13 protein-coding genes and 1 rRNA gene (1 of these 14 only partly in view) are annotated in these 15,443 nt (G+C 63.6%); 8 read left to right on the top strand and 6 right to left on the bottom strand.

Features of this window, described 5'->3' with window-relative positions:
- Nucleotides 1-65 precede the first annotated feature (65 nt).
- Both ppa and ACQY6T_RS12260 read right to left on the bottom strand, forming a co-directional pair.
- Entirely contained in the window at nt 66-602 is a 537-nt protein-coding gene (gene ppa / locus ACQY6T_RS12265; protein ID WP_428631077.1) for an inorganic diphosphatase, read from the bottom strand.
- Between the two features lie 236 nt (nt 603-838).
- Entirely contained in the window at nt 839-2,767 is a 1,929-nt protein-coding gene (locus tag ACQY6T_RS12260; RefSeq protein ID WP_428631076.1) for a M61 family metallopeptidase, read from the bottom strand.
- A gap of 223 nt (nt 2,768-2,990) precedes the next feature.
- On the opposite strand from ACQY6T_RS12260, the gene hisS reads away from it, so the two are divergent.
- The 6 genes from hisS (at nt 2,991) to ACQY6T_RS12230 (ending at nt 10,763) form a co-directional block, all read left to right on the top strand.
- Nucleotides 2,991-4,319: a histidine--tRNA ligase gene (gene hisS / locus ACQY6T_RS12255; protein WP_428631074.1), complete on the top strand. Its 1,329-nt coding sequence runs from the start codon at nt 2,991-2,993 to the stop codon at nt 4,317-4,319.
- A 132-nt stretch (nt 4,320-4,451) separates the two neighbouring features.
- The gene (gene prfA / locus ACQY6T_RS12250; protein WP_428631072.1) at nt 4,452-5,519 is read left to right on the top strand and encodes a peptide chain release factor 1; all 1,068 of its coding nucleotides are present in this window, start codon (nt 4,452-4,454) and stop codon (nt 5,517-5,519) included.
- Between the two features lie 150 nt (nt 5,520-5,669).
- Nucleotides 5,670-6,503: a peptide chain release factor N(5)-glutamine methyltransferase gene (prmC, locus tag ACQY6T_RS12245; RefSeq protein WP_428631071.1), complete on the top strand. Its 834-nt coding sequence runs from the start codon at nt 5,670-5,672 to the stop codon at nt 6,501-6,503.
- A 272-nt stretch (nt 6,504-6,775) separates the two neighbouring features.
- Nucleotides 6,776-7,696 (top strand): DUF4167 domain-containing protein, encoded by a 921-nt coding sequence (locus tag ACQY6T_RS12240; RefSeq protein WP_428631070.1) that lies wholly within the window; start codon nt 6,776-6,778, stop codon nt 7,694-7,696.
- Nucleotides 7,697-7,852: 156 nt separating this feature from the next.
- Nucleotides 7,853-9,163 (top strand): DUF4139 domain-containing protein, encoded by a 1,311-nt coding sequence (locus ACQY6T_RS12235; protein ID WP_428632642.1) that lies wholly within the window; start codon nt 7,853-7,855, stop codon nt 9,161-9,163.
- A gap of 10 nt (nt 9,164-9,173) precedes the next feature.
- Nucleotides 9,174-10,763 carry a DUF4139 domain-containing protein gene (locus tag ACQY6T_RS12230; protein ID WP_428631069.1) on the top strand — a complete coding sequence of 530 codons (1,590 nt, stop codon included), beginning with the start codon at nt 9,174-9,176 and terminating at the stop codon, nt 10,761-10,763.
- 20 nt (nt 10,764-10,783) lie between these two features.
- Here the strand turns inward: ACQY6T_RS12230 and ACQY6T_RS12225 are convergent, their stop codons facing one another.
- Entirely contained in the window at nt 10,784-11,176 is a 393-nt protein-coding gene (locus ACQY6T_RS12225) for an acyl-CoA thioesterase (RefSeq protein WP_428631068.1), read from the bottom strand.
- On the bottom strand, nt 11,166-11,474 hold the full coding sequence (locus ACQY6T_RS12220) for a hypothetical protein (RefSeq protein ID WP_428631067.1): 309 nt from the start codon (nt 11,472-11,474) through the stop codon (nt 11,166-11,168). Before ACQY6T_RS12220 ends, ACQY6T_RS12225 begins: the two co-directional genes overlap by 11 nt.
- Nucleotides 11,475-11,600: 126 nt before the next feature.
- Here ACQY6T_RS12220 and ACQY6T_RS12215 point away from each other — a divergent pair, with 126 nt between their 5' ends.
- Entirely contained in the window at nt 11,601-12,026 is a 426-nt protein-coding gene (locus ACQY6T_RS12215) for a CBS domain-containing protein (protein WP_428631066.1), read from the top strand.
- Here ACQY6T_RS12215 and ACQY6T_RS12210 read toward each other — a convergent pair.
- Entirely contained in the window at nt 12,011-13,537 is a 1,527-nt protein-coding gene (locus tag ACQY6T_RS12210) for a lipopolysaccharide biosynthesis protein (protein ID WP_428631065.1), read from the bottom strand. The two genes, ACQY6T_RS12215 and ACQY6T_RS12210, sit on opposite strands and share 16 nt — an antisense overlap.
- Before the next feature lie 14 nt (nt 13,538-13,551).
- Entirely contained in the window at nt 13,552-14,559 is a 1,008-nt protein-coding gene (locus ACQY6T_RS12205; protein ID WP_428631064.1) for a glycosyltransferase family 2 protein, read from the bottom strand.
- Between the two features lie 639 nt (nt 14,560-15,198).
- Here ACQY6T_RS12205 and ACQY6T_RS12200 point away from each other — a divergent pair.
- Nucleotides 15,199-15,443 (top strand): 16S ribosomal RNA (locus tag ACQY6T_RS12200); it runs 1,244 nt beyond the window's last position.

Here is a 15,443-nt window from a genome sequence, read left to right as displayed (position 1 = left end):
CACCGGGCGGTTCAACCTCGCACCGGCCGGTGATCGGCCCCTGCCGGCGCAGGGGCGCGCTGGCCTCAGTACCCGACCGTCTTCGCGCGCTCGATGCATTCCACGATGATGCGCTTGGCCTCGTCGACATCGCCCCAGCCGTTGAGCTTCGCCCATTTGCCGGGTTCGAGATCCTTATAGTGGGTAAAGAAATGTTCGATCTGCTGCAGCACGATCGGCGGCATGTCGGTGTAGCTCGCGACATCGGCATAATAGGGGAAGGTCTTGTTGACCGGGACGCACAATAGCTTTTCGTCGCCGCCGGCGTCGTCTTCCATCATCAGCACGCCGACCGGGCGGCACTTGACCACCGCGCCCGCAACGATCGGCGAGCGCGCGACGACGAGTGCATCAAGCGGATCGCCATCGTCGCCCAGCGTGTGCGGGATGAAGCCGTAATTGGCGGGATAGCGCATCGGAGTATGGAGGAAGCGGTCGACGAACAGCGCGCCCGATGCCTTGTCGAATTCATATTTCACCGGCTCGCCGCCGATCGGTACTTCGATCAGGACATTCAGGCTGTCGGGCGGGCTGTCGCCGGCGGGGATCAAGTCGATGCGCATGGGAGAGTGGAGTCCTTTGTTTTTAGAATCGCGGGCGCCTTTAGCGCCGGATGGCTCGAAAAGTCGAGGCTTTAAGCCCTTCCGTTTCAGCAGAGGACGCTAGAGATTGATGACTTTAGGTTACTCCAATTCGTCATTGCGAGCGAAGCGAAGCAATCCAGGGCGGTTACCGCGCGCTCTGGATTGCCGCGTCGCTTCGCTCCTCGCAATGACGATCCTGGCTGAAGTGGTCTGGTCTAAAGCCGCCGTTTCGGCGCGAGCAACCGGTCGAACCAGTCGGGGCCACTCCCGGTTTTTTCGAGATGCGGCCAGCGCAGGCCGCCGTGATAAGCGATATCGATCTGGCGATAGCGACCACCACGTTCGACCAGCAGCCGCACCGGCGTCTTGCCGTCGGTGGCGGCGCGCACCGCCGCCTCCAGCCGCTCTTTGCTATAGCTGGTGCCATCGACCGCGATGATTTTGGTGCCGTTGACGATATCAGTCTTGAAGGCGGGGCTGTCCCACAAGATGCCCGTGGCGACCGCGTCCTTGTCGATCGTCAGGCCCAATGAATGGGTCAGATCGTAATTTTTCGCCTGCGCCATGCGGTCGCGGTCATAGACGTTGGGGGTGTCACGCCAGACGAGCCGGTATCCCGCGCGCTCGATCCCGGCGACGGGCGCGGCCTGTCCGGGGGTTTGCAGACGTTGGCGCAGGAAACCGGCCCAGTCATAAGGATGGACCGCGTTCAGCGCGGCGACGACATCGTCGAAATCATAGGTGTCCTGCCCCCAATCTCCCTCGCGCCCGCCGAAAAAGGCGCGCGCAAAATCGTCGAGGCTTTTGGCATCGTTCGTCGCCTGGCGGATCAACAGGTCGGCCTCGAGCCAGGTCAGCGATCCTTCGTTGTAATAATCCTCGCCGCGCGACCAGCTAGGATAGGGCTTGGGTTTGCGCCCCGCCATGACCGGATCGAGCGTCGTATCCTCGACCGATCGCCACGCGCGCCCCGCCTGGGCGCTGTAATATCCGGCATTGGTCGCCCATTCGCTCAGGATCATGTCTTTGGATTGCATGCCCGACCGGCCCGCCAGGACCAAATCCCAATAGCTGGTCTGGCCTTCGTACACCCACAGCAGATTGTCCTGCATCGGGGTGCGGAAATCGGGAGTCCATAATTTGTCGGGGCGGCGATATTTGCCGTTCCAGCTGTGCGTCAGTTCGTGCGGCAGCAGCCCACGCTCGCTGTCATTGTCGTCCCATTTGGTGAAATAGTCGGCGTTGCGGCTGTTCTCGCTGCTGCGATGATGTTCCAGCCCGATGCCGCCCAATTCGTCGGTCAGCGCGAGCAGGAATTCATAACGGTCGAAATGGCGGACCCCGAACAAGGCGACCGCCTCGGACACCAGCGCCGCGTGCCGCGCGATATGATCGGGCCGTGCCTCCAGATATTTGGCTTCGTCGGCGACGACGTTCAGCGTGACATTCTGGCCAAGGCTCCATTTGCGAAAATATTTGCCCGCGAACATCGGGCTGTCGACCAGTATTTCGTAATTGGTCGGGGCAAAGCTGTAGCGGTTCCCCGCCACCTTCAGCCCGTCGAGCGCCGCGGCTCCGGTCCACCCGTCGGGCAAGGTTACCTCCAGCTGCACCGGAATCTGGCGGGTGAAATATCCTGCGGGATACAGGCTGACCTGTTCCCATTGCAGGTTCATCATCGCGGGCGTGACGACGACGCGGCCCTCGGCCGTGCGGGTCGGCGACAGGAAATCGAAGGCGACCTCGATGCTTTTCGTGCCCGTCGGTACATCGATGTCGAACGCATAGACGTCGGTCGGCTGGCGCGTCCAGCTCAGCGCTTTGCCGCCCGCCGACGCCTTGAACCCCGCAACCTCGGCGATCGCGCCGCGCGGGGCGTGCTTGCCGGGCAGCCATTCCGGATAGAGCAGGGTCAGCTTGCCCGCCTTGGCGACCGGGATCGTCTGGCGGACATGAAAGATGCCGCGCGCGACGTCGGTCGCATCGACCTTCAACTGCATCGTGCCGGGATAGGGCTTGTCGGCGGGCAGCGGGATGGTCAGCGGCTGGACGACCGGCTGCGGCCGGCTGTTGCCGTCCTGCGCGGACGCGGCGGGGATGGCGAGGATGATCAGGGCGGTGGCAACGAGCAGTTGTTTTTTCATACGCGGATTGTGGCGGGAAATGCGCGTCAGGTCCAGACATAGCCCCGCCCCTTCAGGGGAGGGGTTGGGGTGGGGGCTCGCGAGATTGCGCAATGCCGATGCCCCCCACCCCGCTCGACTAAAGGCCCGGCTGACGCCGGACCAAGTCTCGCTGCCCCTCCCCTGAAGGGGAGGGGCTTGTCCCCCTTTGCGCCTCCCCCAAAATCGACTAGACGCCGCCGCCATGAGCAAGGACAAATCCGCCAAGATCGCGACGCCGCAGGCCGTGCGTGGTACCCAAGACATGCTGGGCGATTTCGCCGATCGCTTCGCGCATGTCGTCGACACGTTCGAACGGGTGCGCCGCCTCTATGGCTACAAGCGCATCGAGGTGCCGGTGATCGAGCCGACCGCGGTGTTCGCGCGCTCGCTGGGCGAAACGACCGACGTGGTGTCGAAGGAAATGTATTCGTTCGAGGATCGCGGCGGCGAATCGATCACGCTGCGCCCCGAATTCACCGCGGGGATCGCGCGGGCGTACATCACCAACGGCTGGCAGCAGTATGCGCCGCTGAAGGTCGCAACGCACGGCCCGCTGTTCCGTTACGAACGCCCGCAAAAGGGCCGCTACCGCCAGTTCCACCAGCTCGACGCCGAAGTGCTGGGCAGCGACAGCCCGCTCGCCGATGCCGAACTGCTGGTGTTCGCGGATCAGTTGCTCAAGGAATTGGGGATCAGCGAGGGCGTGACCTTGACGCTGAACACGCTCGGCGATGCGGCGAGCCGCGACGCCTGGCGCGCGGCACTGGTCGAGCATTTTGAAGCCCATCGCGGCGACCTGTCCGAGGACAGCCTTGCGCGGCTCGACAAGAATCCGCTGCGCATCCTCGACAGCAAGGATCCCAAGGACCGCCCGATCGCCGACAGCGCGCCCGACATCGATGCGTTCCTGACCGGCGAAGCGCAGGATTTCTTTGGCGCGGTGACGTCGGGTCTCGATGCGGCGGGTGTCGCTTGGGAACGCAATGCGCGGCTCGTGCGCGGGCTCGACTATTATCGCCACACCGCGTTCGAGTTCGTCACCGACCGGCTGGGTGCGCAAGGCACCGTGCTGGGCGGCGGGCGTTACGATGGTTTGATCGAAGCGCTCGGCGGCCCGCCGACGGCAGCGGTCGGCTGGGCGGCGGGGATCGAGCGGCTGGCGATGCTGGTGGGCGATTCAAGCAAGGCGAACTTGGCTGAGATTATCATCTTGGCTGAAAATGCTGAGATGGAACGGATAACGCCAAGCATCGCGGGTGCGCTGCGTAATGCAGCCAAACCTGTGACGACAGACGTTCCAATTTCCGGGGCTTTCAAGAAGCGGTACGATAAAGCGAAAAGCGCTGGATACGCCCGAGGTTTGAGTTTGGAGGTGCATCACGATGCCATTTGCATTGCTCGTATTAGGGATTTGAATGCCGATGACGCTTCGCCCGTTCGCGGAAAAGTGCAGCGAGCTTTGGAAGAGTATTTTTCGATTGAAGAAATTGATCAAGGCCATTCACGCCCTTGGATTGTTCGCGAGAAATAGTGACCTCCCTGCCTCGTCACCCCGGACTTGATCCGGGGTCCAGGCGGCGCCGGCGGCAGTGGATCCCGGATCAAGTCCGGGATGACGAAGAATTGATCCAGAATGACGAAGAATTGAAACGACAGTGAGTAGATGACCCAGGTTTCCGAACGCCAGATCGATGCGATCATCGAACGCCACGCCGCCCTTCAGGCGCGCATGGCGACCGGCGATATGGCGCCCGCTGATTTTGTCGCTGCGTCGAAGGAGTTTGCCGAGCTCGAGCCCGTCGCCACCGCGGCGCGCGAAGTCGTAAGGCTGCGCGGCGAACTGACCTCGCTGAATGAGATGCTGACCGACCCCGAAATGAAGGCGATGGCGGCCGAGGAAATCGCGGCGGTCGAAATCGCGCTGCCCGCTGCCGAGCATGACCTCGCGATAAAATTGCTGCCGAAGGATGTCGCCGACGCGCGCGCCGCGATGCTCGAAATCCGCGCCGGGACCGGCGGCGATGAGGCGGCGCTGTTCGCGGGTGACCTGCTGCGCATGTACAGCCGCTTTGCCGACGGTCAGGGTTGGAAGGTCGAAATCATCTCGGCCAACGAGGCCGAAATGGGCGGCTATAAGGAAGTCGTCGCGTCGGTGTCGGGGCAGGGGGTGTTCGCGCGGCTGAAGTTCGAAAGCGGCGTCCACCGCGTCCAGCGCGTCCCCGCGACCGAAAGCCAGGGGCGCATTCACACCAGCGCCGCGACCGTCGCGGTGCTGCCCGAGGCCGAGGAGGTCGATGTCGCGATCAACGACAGTGACCTCAAGATTGACATCTATCGCGCGAGCGGAGCGGGCGGCCAGCACGTCAACACCACCGACAGCGCGATCCGCATCACCCATATTCCCAGCGGCCTTGTCGTGATCCAGCAGGACCAGCGCAGCCAGCACAAGAACCGCGCCAAGGCGATGGGGGTGCTGCGCACGCGATTGTACGAGCTGGAGCGCGCGAAAATTCACGACGCCGAGGCGTCGGCACGCAAGTCGATGGTCGGATCGGGCGACCGCTCCGAACGCATCCGCACCTATAATTTCCCGCAGGGGCGCGTCACCGACCACCGCATCAACCTGACCCTCCACCGCCTGCCCGAAATCATCGAAGGCGCGATGGACGAGTTGATCGACGCGCTGATCGCCGAGGATCAGGCACAGCGGCTGGCAGGGCTGGGTGACTAGTCTCCCGCAAACGGGAGGGGTTGGGGCGGGCCTCACCTCTCCAAACCCGTTCGCATCGAGTGAAGTCGAGATGCCCCTCGGAACGGCGCTATGCGGCGGGGTGGCTCGACTTCTCCCGACACGAACGGAATTGGGCGTGGATGAACGGGCATGAGCGAGGTTGCTGACAATATTCGCACCGCTGCCAATCTGCTCACCGGGATCAGCGATACGCCGCGGCTCGATGCCGAACTGCTCATGGCGCATGCGCTCGGGGTCGAGCGGCAGGATGTGTTGCTCGATCCGGCGCGGTATGCTGTGCCTGAACTTTACGCGCATCTGATTGCGCGCCGCATGGCGCACGAGCCGATCGCTTATATCGTCGGCTATCGCGATTTCTGGACGCTGCGGATCGCGGTCGGGCCGGGGGTGCTGATCCCGCGCCCCGACAGCGAAATATTGGTCGAGGTCTGCTTGGACGCGGCGCGCGAACGGGAAGCGGGGTGGCCGTCGCGGGTGCTCGATCTCGGCACCGGGCCGGGGACGTTGCTGCTCGCGGTGCTCAGCGAGTTTCCTGCGGCGACGGGGCTGGGTGTCGATATGTCTGAACAGGCGCTGGCCTATGCGCGCGACAATGCCGAGGAATTGGGCATGGCTAGTCGTACCGTCGTCCAGTCGGGCGACTGGGCCGCTGGCATCGACGGCCGGTTCGACCTCATCCTGTGCAACCCGCCCTATATCAGCGCCGACGAGCCGCTGATGCCCGATGTCGCCGATCACGAGCCCGCGGGCGCGCTGTTTGCCGGTCCCGATGGGCTCGACGATTACCGCCGCATCATCCCCGAGCTGCCGCGCCTGCTCGCCCCCGGCGGCGCCGCAATTCTTGAAATCGGCGCGACGCAGCGCATCTTGGTCAGCGATCTCGCTGAAACCGTCGGATTTGCCGTCACCTGCCGCCAGGATCTGGCTGGCCGCGACCGGGCGCTTTCGCTGACCCGCGCCTGACCTGCCCCCGCAAATATTGCTTGGTTTTCGCCGCAAAGCGGGTTAGGGGCCAGTCACAGACCCGACTGGGGTACCTTTGGCGATGCACCGCATCGATACTGGTCCGGTGGATCTGCTTCCCACTTACGATGTTCGTGCCGGGCTTCGGTCCAGACGAGCGGTAAAGGGCAAGAACCGCGTGAGAAGCGCGGGCACGACGCGCAAATGGCGCGATCGGCCAAAAGGGGTTGGCATAGCTTATTTAGCTTTTCGACAGGATGTCTCAGTTGAACATGAACAACCGCCAAAGCGGTCGCCGTCGCGGCCGCAACAATAACAACAGCAACAACAATAACCGCCCGCAATCGGGTGGCCGCGGCGGGGTCGATCAGGCGAACCGCATCGACAGCCGGGCGCGCGGCAACGGCGCCCAGATGATCGAGAAATACCGCAACCTGGCGCGCGATGCGCAGCTGGCCGGGGACCGGGTCCAGACCGAATATTACCTCCAGTTCGCCGATCATTATTTCCGCGTCGTGAGCGATTTCCGCATCCGCCAGGAAGAAAAGAACGCGCAGAACGGACAGGACCGTGGGCAGGACCGCCAGCGTGAAATTCGCGGCGTCGAAGATTTCGACGGTCATGACGACAGCGATCTGGATATGGACGCCGACCGCGACGACAATAGCGACAGCGACCGCAGTGAGCGGAATGATCGTGGCGACCGGAATGAACGCAGCGATCGTAACGATCGTAACGATCGTGGCGACCGCAACGATCGTCCAGAGCGTAGCCAGCGCGAACCGCGCGGCAATCGCGACGCGCGCAGCGATCAGGGCGATGACAATCGCGGCAATCGCCAGCCGCAGGAACGCCCACGCCGCGACCGTGACGAAGGACGCAGCGAAGCGCCCAGCAACGATGGCGACGACGCCGGCACGGTCGAAACCGCCGCCGATGAAGCGCCTGCCCCGCGCACCAATCGCCGCAGCCCGCGCCGTCCGCGCGCGGCCGAGGCCGACGGCAACGACGATGGTGGCAATGCCGGCATCGACACCGCGGTGCTGCCGCCGGCGATCGGTCGCCCCGAGCGCGTAGTTGAAGCCGAACCCGATACGAATGCCGACGGCAGCGAGGATGCTCCGGCCGCCAAGCCGCGCCGCGCCCGCCGGACGCTGGCGACGCGCAGCCCGGGGGTCGAGGCTGCCGAGTAGGTACATCTTCGCACTGGTCTTTGATCAGGACATGACATAGCCTCCCCGCAGAAACATCGGCGGGGAGGCTTTTTTATGCGCGCTTTGGCAAAGACTTGCAGTGCGGTTGCGATCGTCGCGGCGGCGACGACTTTCCCCGCGGTTGCGCAGGACGCGATGCCGGGCAATGCTCAGGGCGATGTCGCCGTCACCATCTATAACAATGGCCAGTCGCTGGTGCAGGACGAACGACAGCTGACCGTTGCGGCGGGCCGCAACCGCATCGAGTTTCCCGACGTATCGGCGCGCATCCGCCCCGAAACGGTCACGCTGTCGGGCGGCGGGCTTGCCATCGTGGAGCAGAATTTCGATTTCGACCTGCTCACCCCCGACAAGTTGATGGACAAGGCCGTCGGCCAGTCGATCACGCTGATCCGCACCAATCCCGCCACCGGCGCCGAGCGCACCGAACGCGCCAAGGTGCTCGCCGCGAATGGCGGTATCGTGCTCCAGATCGGCGAACGGATCGAGGTGCTGCGCGACGATGGCTTGCCGGTGCGCGCGGTGTTCGATCGCCTGCCGCCCAATTTGCGCGCGCGCCCGACGCTGTCGGTGACCGTCGATGCCGCCAGTGCTGGGACGGTTCCGACGCGGCTGTCGTACCTGACCCCCAATCTGGGCTGGACCGCCGATTATGTCGCGCTGTTCGATGCGGCAAAGGGTGCGATGGACATTCAGGGCTGGGTGACGCTGACCAACAGCACCGGGACTACCTTTGCCAATGCGCGCACCTTGCTCGTCGCGGGCAATCCGGGCGGGGGCGGCGGTTTTCGCCAGATGACCGGTACGATGGATTCGGCCGGGACTGAAAGCAACGATCGCGAGCGGCTCGGCGACTATTATCTCTATCCGCTCGCCGCCCGCACCACGATCGCCAACGCCCAGCAAAAGCAGGTGAGCTTTCTCGACGTAAAAGGCGCTCCGGCGCAATCGACCTATGAATATGTCAACCGCTGGCTGGGCAGCAGCACCGAAGCGGTGAGCACGTCCAGCGTGCTGCGTTTCTCGACCTCCCGCCAGGGCGGCCTCGGCGACCAGCTGCCCGCCGGGACGATCCGCGTCTATATGCGCGACGCGCGCGGCGACCCGCAATTCATCGGCGAAAACAGCATCGGCCACACCCCGATGGGATCGGCGATGTCGCTGCGCACCGGCGATGCCTTTGACGTCAAGGTCCAGCCGACCGTGGTGTCGCGCACCCGCAAGGGCGATTCGCGCTGGGTGACCAAGATGAAATATAGCGTGACCAACGCGCGCCCGGCGCCGGTGAAGGTGCTGCTGGCGCAGGACGGGCTCTATGGCGATGTGCGGATCAGCGACGAGAGCCTGAAGGGCGAACGCATCTCGGCCGACCGTGTCGAATGGCAGGTGCCGGTGCCCGCCAATGGCAAGACGGACGTCACCGTCACTTTCGATACGCGTTACTAAGGCGCGCAGGATGCGGGGCGCGCTCCTGCTGACATGGATCGCGGCGCTGCTGGCGCCGGTGATGGCGCGCGCGCAGGCCGAACCGGCAGTCACCGTATCGACAAAGATCGACGACGCCGCGGTCACCGTCTATCGCGCGCCCAATCGTGGTGGTGGGCCGATCAACCCCAATTGGCCGCAGGGCTTTGCCTTCATCACCGAAACCCGCACCGTCACGCTGCCCGCCGGGACGTCGGTGCTGCGGTTCGAAGGCGTCGCCGAGGGGCTCTTGCCCGAAACCGCGGTGGTCAGCGGGCTGCCCGACGGGGTGATCGAAAAGAACCGCGACGCGCGGCTGTTGTCGCCCGCGGGGTTGGTCGACGCCTATCTGAAACGCAGCGTGACGTTGCGCCGGACCAACCGCGCCACTGGCAAGGTGGTCGAGCAGGAAGCGGTGATTCAGGCTGGTCCGAACGGCGGGGTGATCCTGCAAAATGCAGCAGGAGGCTTCGAGGCGTTGGCCTGTTCAGGCCTGCCCGAACGGATGCTATATCGCCGGGTGCCCAAGGACCTGTCGGCGAAGCCGACGCTGTCGGTGCTGGTCGATAGCAAGGCCGCGCGGACGGTGACGGTGCAGCTGCTCTATCTCGCCGAAGGCTTCGACTGGGCGGCCAATTATGTCGCCGACCGCGGATCGGACGGCAGGACGCTGGGGCTGACGGGATGGATCACGGTTGCGAATGGCGGTGTCACCAGCTTTCCCGGCGCGCAGCTCAACGTCATCGCAGGGCGGCTGAACAAGGTGTACAGCCCGCCGCTACCGCGCAGCACCCCGGGGCCGCTGCTGCTCAAATGCTGGCCGATGGATATCACCAGCACACATCCGCTTTGGCAATTGCCGCCGATCATTGAGATCGAACAGAATTTCGGGTTGAATGAGGCCGAAGATGTGGTCGTCACCGCCAGCCGTATCGATCGGCGCGAGATGATGAGATCCTTGCCAGCCCCCGCACCGATGGTCGTACTGCCCCCACCGCCACCGCCACCAGCCGAAGATCTGGGTGACCTTAAATTCTACCGCGTCCCGTTCCGTGTCGATGTGTCGGCGAAGGGGCAGAAGCAGGTGGCGTTGCTGGCCAAAGACAAAGTGGCGGTCGAACAGCTTTATTCAGGAACGCTATACCAGAACAGCGCGCCGCAACCGCTGATGATGCGGCTGCGCGTTCAGAACCGCGAATCCGACGGCCTCGGGCTGGCGCTGCCCGCCGGGTCTGCCGCGGTCTTCGAGACGATCGGCGGTCAGCGCCTGCTCGTCGGTGAAGCCGCGATCGGCGACAAGGCCAAGGACGAGCGGGTCGATTACGACGTCGGTCAAAGCCCGGCGGTGCAATTTCGCGCGCTGGTCCAGGACCGCGACGCCAAAGGCGAATTTCAGACCTGGAACGTCACGCTGACCAACGCGCGGCCTTTCGATGCCGAGGTCGAAATCCTGATCCCCTTTACGATCGATCCGGCGCCCGAGGGGTGGGAGCGGCGCGGCAGCAGCTGGGTTTGGCGGGTGCGCGTGCCCGCTACCGACAGCGTGGTGCAAAGTTTCCGGCAGAAACTGAAGGGTGGCTGATTTGCTGTCCCGATAGGGGGTCAGGCGGGCGGCAGCGCGCGCGGACGGTGATTCTCGTCCAGCGCAACAAAGGTGAACAGTCCGCTGGTCACCTTGACCTCCTGCTGACCGGGGCCACGCATCGCGATGACGTCGATTCGGATGCCCATCGATGTGCGCCCGCGCCGTTCGAGATGCGCATAGACCGAGATGATGTCGCGCAGCAGGATCGGCGCGATGAACTCCATCGCCTCGATCGCCACGGTCGCGGTCGGCCCCTGCGCGACCCGTGCGGCGACGATGCCGCCCGCGATGTCCATCTGGCTGAGCACCCAGCCGCCAAAGATATGGCCATTGCTGTTGATGTCGGCGGGGGCGGGCACAACGCGCAGGATCGGATCGCGGCGGGCTTCGGACGGAATGCTATCGGTCATGGTTCATATCCGGATCATTCTCAAACGGGTCTTCGATCGCCTCGTCATGGCCGCTGCCGCTCGACAGGAACACCAGCCCCATCAGCGCCGCACCGAGCATGACCGACAGGCCGACTCCGGCGGCGGTCGCGATGATCATGTGGATGCTCAGCGCCTCGCCCATGCTGAAACGCAGCCAGCCGAGCGCGCCGACGACCGCGATCAATGACACTAGCACCATGCCGCGCATCAGGCGGCGGTAGCGCGCCCACGCGATTTTCGCGATGGCGTCTTTGTCGAGCGGAGAGGGTTTGACCATGCGCGCCTCCATGAACCAACCCGCGACCAAGACCAAGCGCGAATGGAATACGGCCAGATGTTTCGGCTTTGCTGCGAATCATGATAGGCTCTGCATCCAGAGAATCGACATGGGGAGCGGCAAGGCATGACGATCGGAGCGATCCTCCACGGCCACACAGGCCCGGTGATTTCGGCGCGTAAGGAAGATACGGTGCGCGCGGTGCTCGACCTGCTCGCCCAGCACCGCATCGGCGCGGTGCCGGTGATGGAGGGCGACGCGATCGTCGGCATCTTTTCCGAACGCGATCTGGTGCGGCTGATGTCGTCCTATGGCCCCGAAGCGCTCGACCGAAAGCTGGATGAGGTGATGACGAAATCGCCGGTGACCTGCGATCCGGGAACCGCGGTGATGGGCGCGCTGTCGCAGATGACCCAGCGCCGCATCCGTCATCTGCCCGTCGTCGACGGCGGGCGTCTCGTCGGTTTCGTGTCGATCGGCGATCTGGTCAAATATCGCATCGACCGGATCGAGGCTGAAGCGGCGGCGATGCGCGACTATATTGCGTCGTGACGTCCAGCTGACGTCACGGCCGTCTCATGCGCTGGGCTCGGCGCGGGACGTCTCAGCACAAGTCGCAGCACTTCGGCGATCGCGTCTTTTTCGAGCAGCCACAGCAGGGCCGGATAGATCAGCCCGCCCGCGGCGACGAGGATCGCGAGCCGCATCGGGGCGGTGAAACTTGCGGGAAGAGAATGGTCGATCAGCCCGACCGCGACCGCCATCACCAGCGCCGGGGCTAGGCCGGGCAGCGCCGCGCGGCCGATGTCGCCCAAGGTCACCCCGATCACCGGCGCCGACAGCCGTGCGGTGATGATCAGCAGCAGCGGCATTGCGACGAACCACGCCCAGGCAAGACCGATCAGGCCGAACTGCACTCCGATCAGGAAGCTGATAGGGAACAGGATCGCGCCGCACAGCGACGCTTTCATCGCAATCGCGGGACGGCCGAGCGCATTAGTCACCGGGGCGAATAATATTTGTACCGTCATCACCAACAGCGCCAGCGCGAGGACCTGGACATAAGGCACCATGCCCAGCCATTTTAGCCCGAACACCGTTTCGACCAGCGGCGCCGCGCAGACGGCCAGGCCCGCATAGGCGGGCGCAAGGACCAACAGCAGCAGCCGGACCGCTTTCAGAAAGTTCCAGCGCACCGCGTCCTTGTCGCCCTGGATCCGAGCATAGGCCGGAAAGGCGACTTCGTTCAGCGGCGGTACGAACTTCGACACAAATATCTGCGCCAGAAACAGCGCCTCGGCATAAAGCCCCAGCGCGTGCGGATCGAATCGGCGCCCGGCAATGAAGATGTCGGCTTGCGTCTGAATCAACCAGAAGAAGTGACTGGCGAGGACCGCCGAACCGAATCCAATGATCTGGCCGCACCCGCGAAAATCGAAACTGGGCCACACGAGCAACCGCGCTGCGACCGTCAGTCCGATGGCGCGGGTCCAGAACAAGGCGATTGGTGCATACACGAGCGTCCAGACACCATAGCCTGCGAGCGCACAGCCGAGCGCGGTCCCGGCACCCACCAGCGCCGCGGCGAGATTGACGAAGGCCTGTTTGCGGAAATCGAGCGTTCGGCTCATCATCACTTCGGGCAGCGCGATGAAGGGCGTGGCGAGGAAGATCAGCGCCTGGACGCGCAACAGGTCGGCAACGATCGGCTGGCCATAATAGGCGGCTGCAAGCGGTGCCCCAAAATATTGCACCGCCGCGAGCAGCGCGTTCAACAGCAAAAGCAGCCCGAATGCCTGGCGGACGCGCAAGGGATCGAGCTCTTCGGATTGGATCAGCGCGCTCGCAAACCCGTATCCATTAAGGAAGGCGAGGAAGGCGAGGACGACCTGGGTCATCGCGAAGAGCCCGTAATCGCCCGGGTCGAGCAGCCGAATCACCATCAGCGTCGACGTCCAGGTGATGATTTGGGCCAGGATCTGACTGCCTGAGCGCCAGATCACGGCCGAGCGGACGCGATCGCCAAACCGCGCCGCGTCGATCGCCTCGTCATGTCCGCTCACCAGGCTCAACTGCGCTATGCCTGTTTCTTTGTCGTGGCCCGCACCGGACGACGGCGGCTCGATCCCTGGTGGAGCCGCTGGCGCCAGGCCAGCATCGGCGGCGCAAGCCATGGCACGACGCCCCATAAGACAAAGGCGACCGACCATAATGGGTTGCCCAGATAGTGGCGCTGCGCGCGCAAGATCGTCAGTCCGCGCTGCGTGTCTCCGGCAATGACCGCGGCCAGGGCAGCTTCCACTTCCTGCCGTTCAAGCTCGCCATTGCGAACGGCTTTGGCGACTTCGGCTTCATGGGTGCCGGGCATCGCGGCAATGACCTTGTCACACACCCGGATGTTTCCGCGGATATTCCGCAGCAGGTTGACCGATGCCGATCGCGGGCGAACCCGATAATCGGCCAGTACGGCGTCGATATAGCGGGCGTGACCGCCATCCATCAACAGGCGGACCCACAGGTCGAGATCTTCGGAATTGGTCATCGCGGTATCAAAGCCGCCGACCCGGTCGAACGCAGCACGCCGGAACGTCGAACCGATGTAGATGTTGAAACGTCGTTCCAGAACATCCGCGACTTTCCCCGTCGCGCCAAGGTTCTGGTCGTCGCCCACTACCAGATCCTCTTGCGCCACGGCGCCGAAGACGCGGGCGTTGCACGTCGTGACGGTCGCGGCCGGATCGTCGTTCATCGCGGCGACCATCGCGGCCAGATAGCCGGGCCGAAACAGGTCGTCGCCATCGAGGAGCGCAATCAGCGGTGCGCGGCTCGCGGCGATCGCCCGATTGCGCGCCGCCGAAACGCCATGATTCGCGGTCGCCAGAAAACGGATGCGCGGGTCGGCCAGATAACGGCCCACCGCACCGGCGACGTCGTCGGGCGCGCCGTCGTCGATGACGATCGCTTCCCACGCAGTGAAATCCTGCGCGATAAGCGAATCCAGCGCCTCGCCCACCAGGTGTGCGACACCATAAGCGGGGACAATGACGGAAATCTGCGGGTCGGTTTGGTCATTAAGGCTATTCATCGCACATGTCCTAGCATGCATCCGCTAATGTTTGGTGAGTCGAACGCGGTGGAACCCGGTTTTGCTGGGCTTGGGGCCGTCCATCGAATCGATATTCGCGCGGATTTGCCAGCATTGGCGCGGTCCGATCCGCCACCCCAGCGCGGCACAAGCAAGAGCGACCACCGCAAAACTCCAGTATTTCCGCCAATTTCCAGGGCCAGTGAAACAAAATTGCAAAAAGGTTGTTGACGCGAATCGAGGAGGGGCTTAGAGGCCTGTTCACCGGACGGGGCGCGGCAGAAACTGCTACGCTCCACCCGGTCGCCAACAGATACGGACAGATGTCCCCCGATAGCAATAGCGGGGAACGACAACTGTCCGCCATTTCTTGTCGGTGGCTCTTTGAAATTGTGATTGTCGATGAAGGGACATGTGGGCGGCGGCCCTGGGTCTGACAGCTTTAGGGTGTCAGTAACTCAGGATAAAAAGCCAAGCCTGACCTACATGTCTAACACGTTTCCATTACGTGGGAGCGGCTCTTCGTTTGCCTGTGGTTCGCTACAGGTTGATGACGGGACCGTTCCAAATTTGTGTAGGCCAGGCTCCTTAAAATGAGCGGGTTTGCGAGGGAATTCCACCTTGGCAAATTCGAACATCAAACTTGAGAGTTTGATCCTGGCTCAGAACGAACGCTGGCGGCATGCCTAACACATGCAAGTCGAACGAACTCTTCGGAGTTAGTGGCGCACGGGTGCGTAACGCGTGGGAATCTGCCCTTGGGTACGGAATAACTCAGAGAAATTTGTGCTAATACCGTATAATGACTTCGGTCCAAAGATTTATCGCCCAAGGATGAGCCCGCGTAAGATTAGCTTGTTGGTGAGGTAAAAGCTCACCAAGGC

The organism is Sphingopyxis sp., from assembly GCF_965279725.1.
GTDB lineage: Bacteria > Pseudomonadota > Alphaproteobacteria > Sphingomonadales > Sphingomonadaceae > Sphingopyxis.
This window is presented reverse-complemented; position numbering and strand designations above follow the sequence as displayed.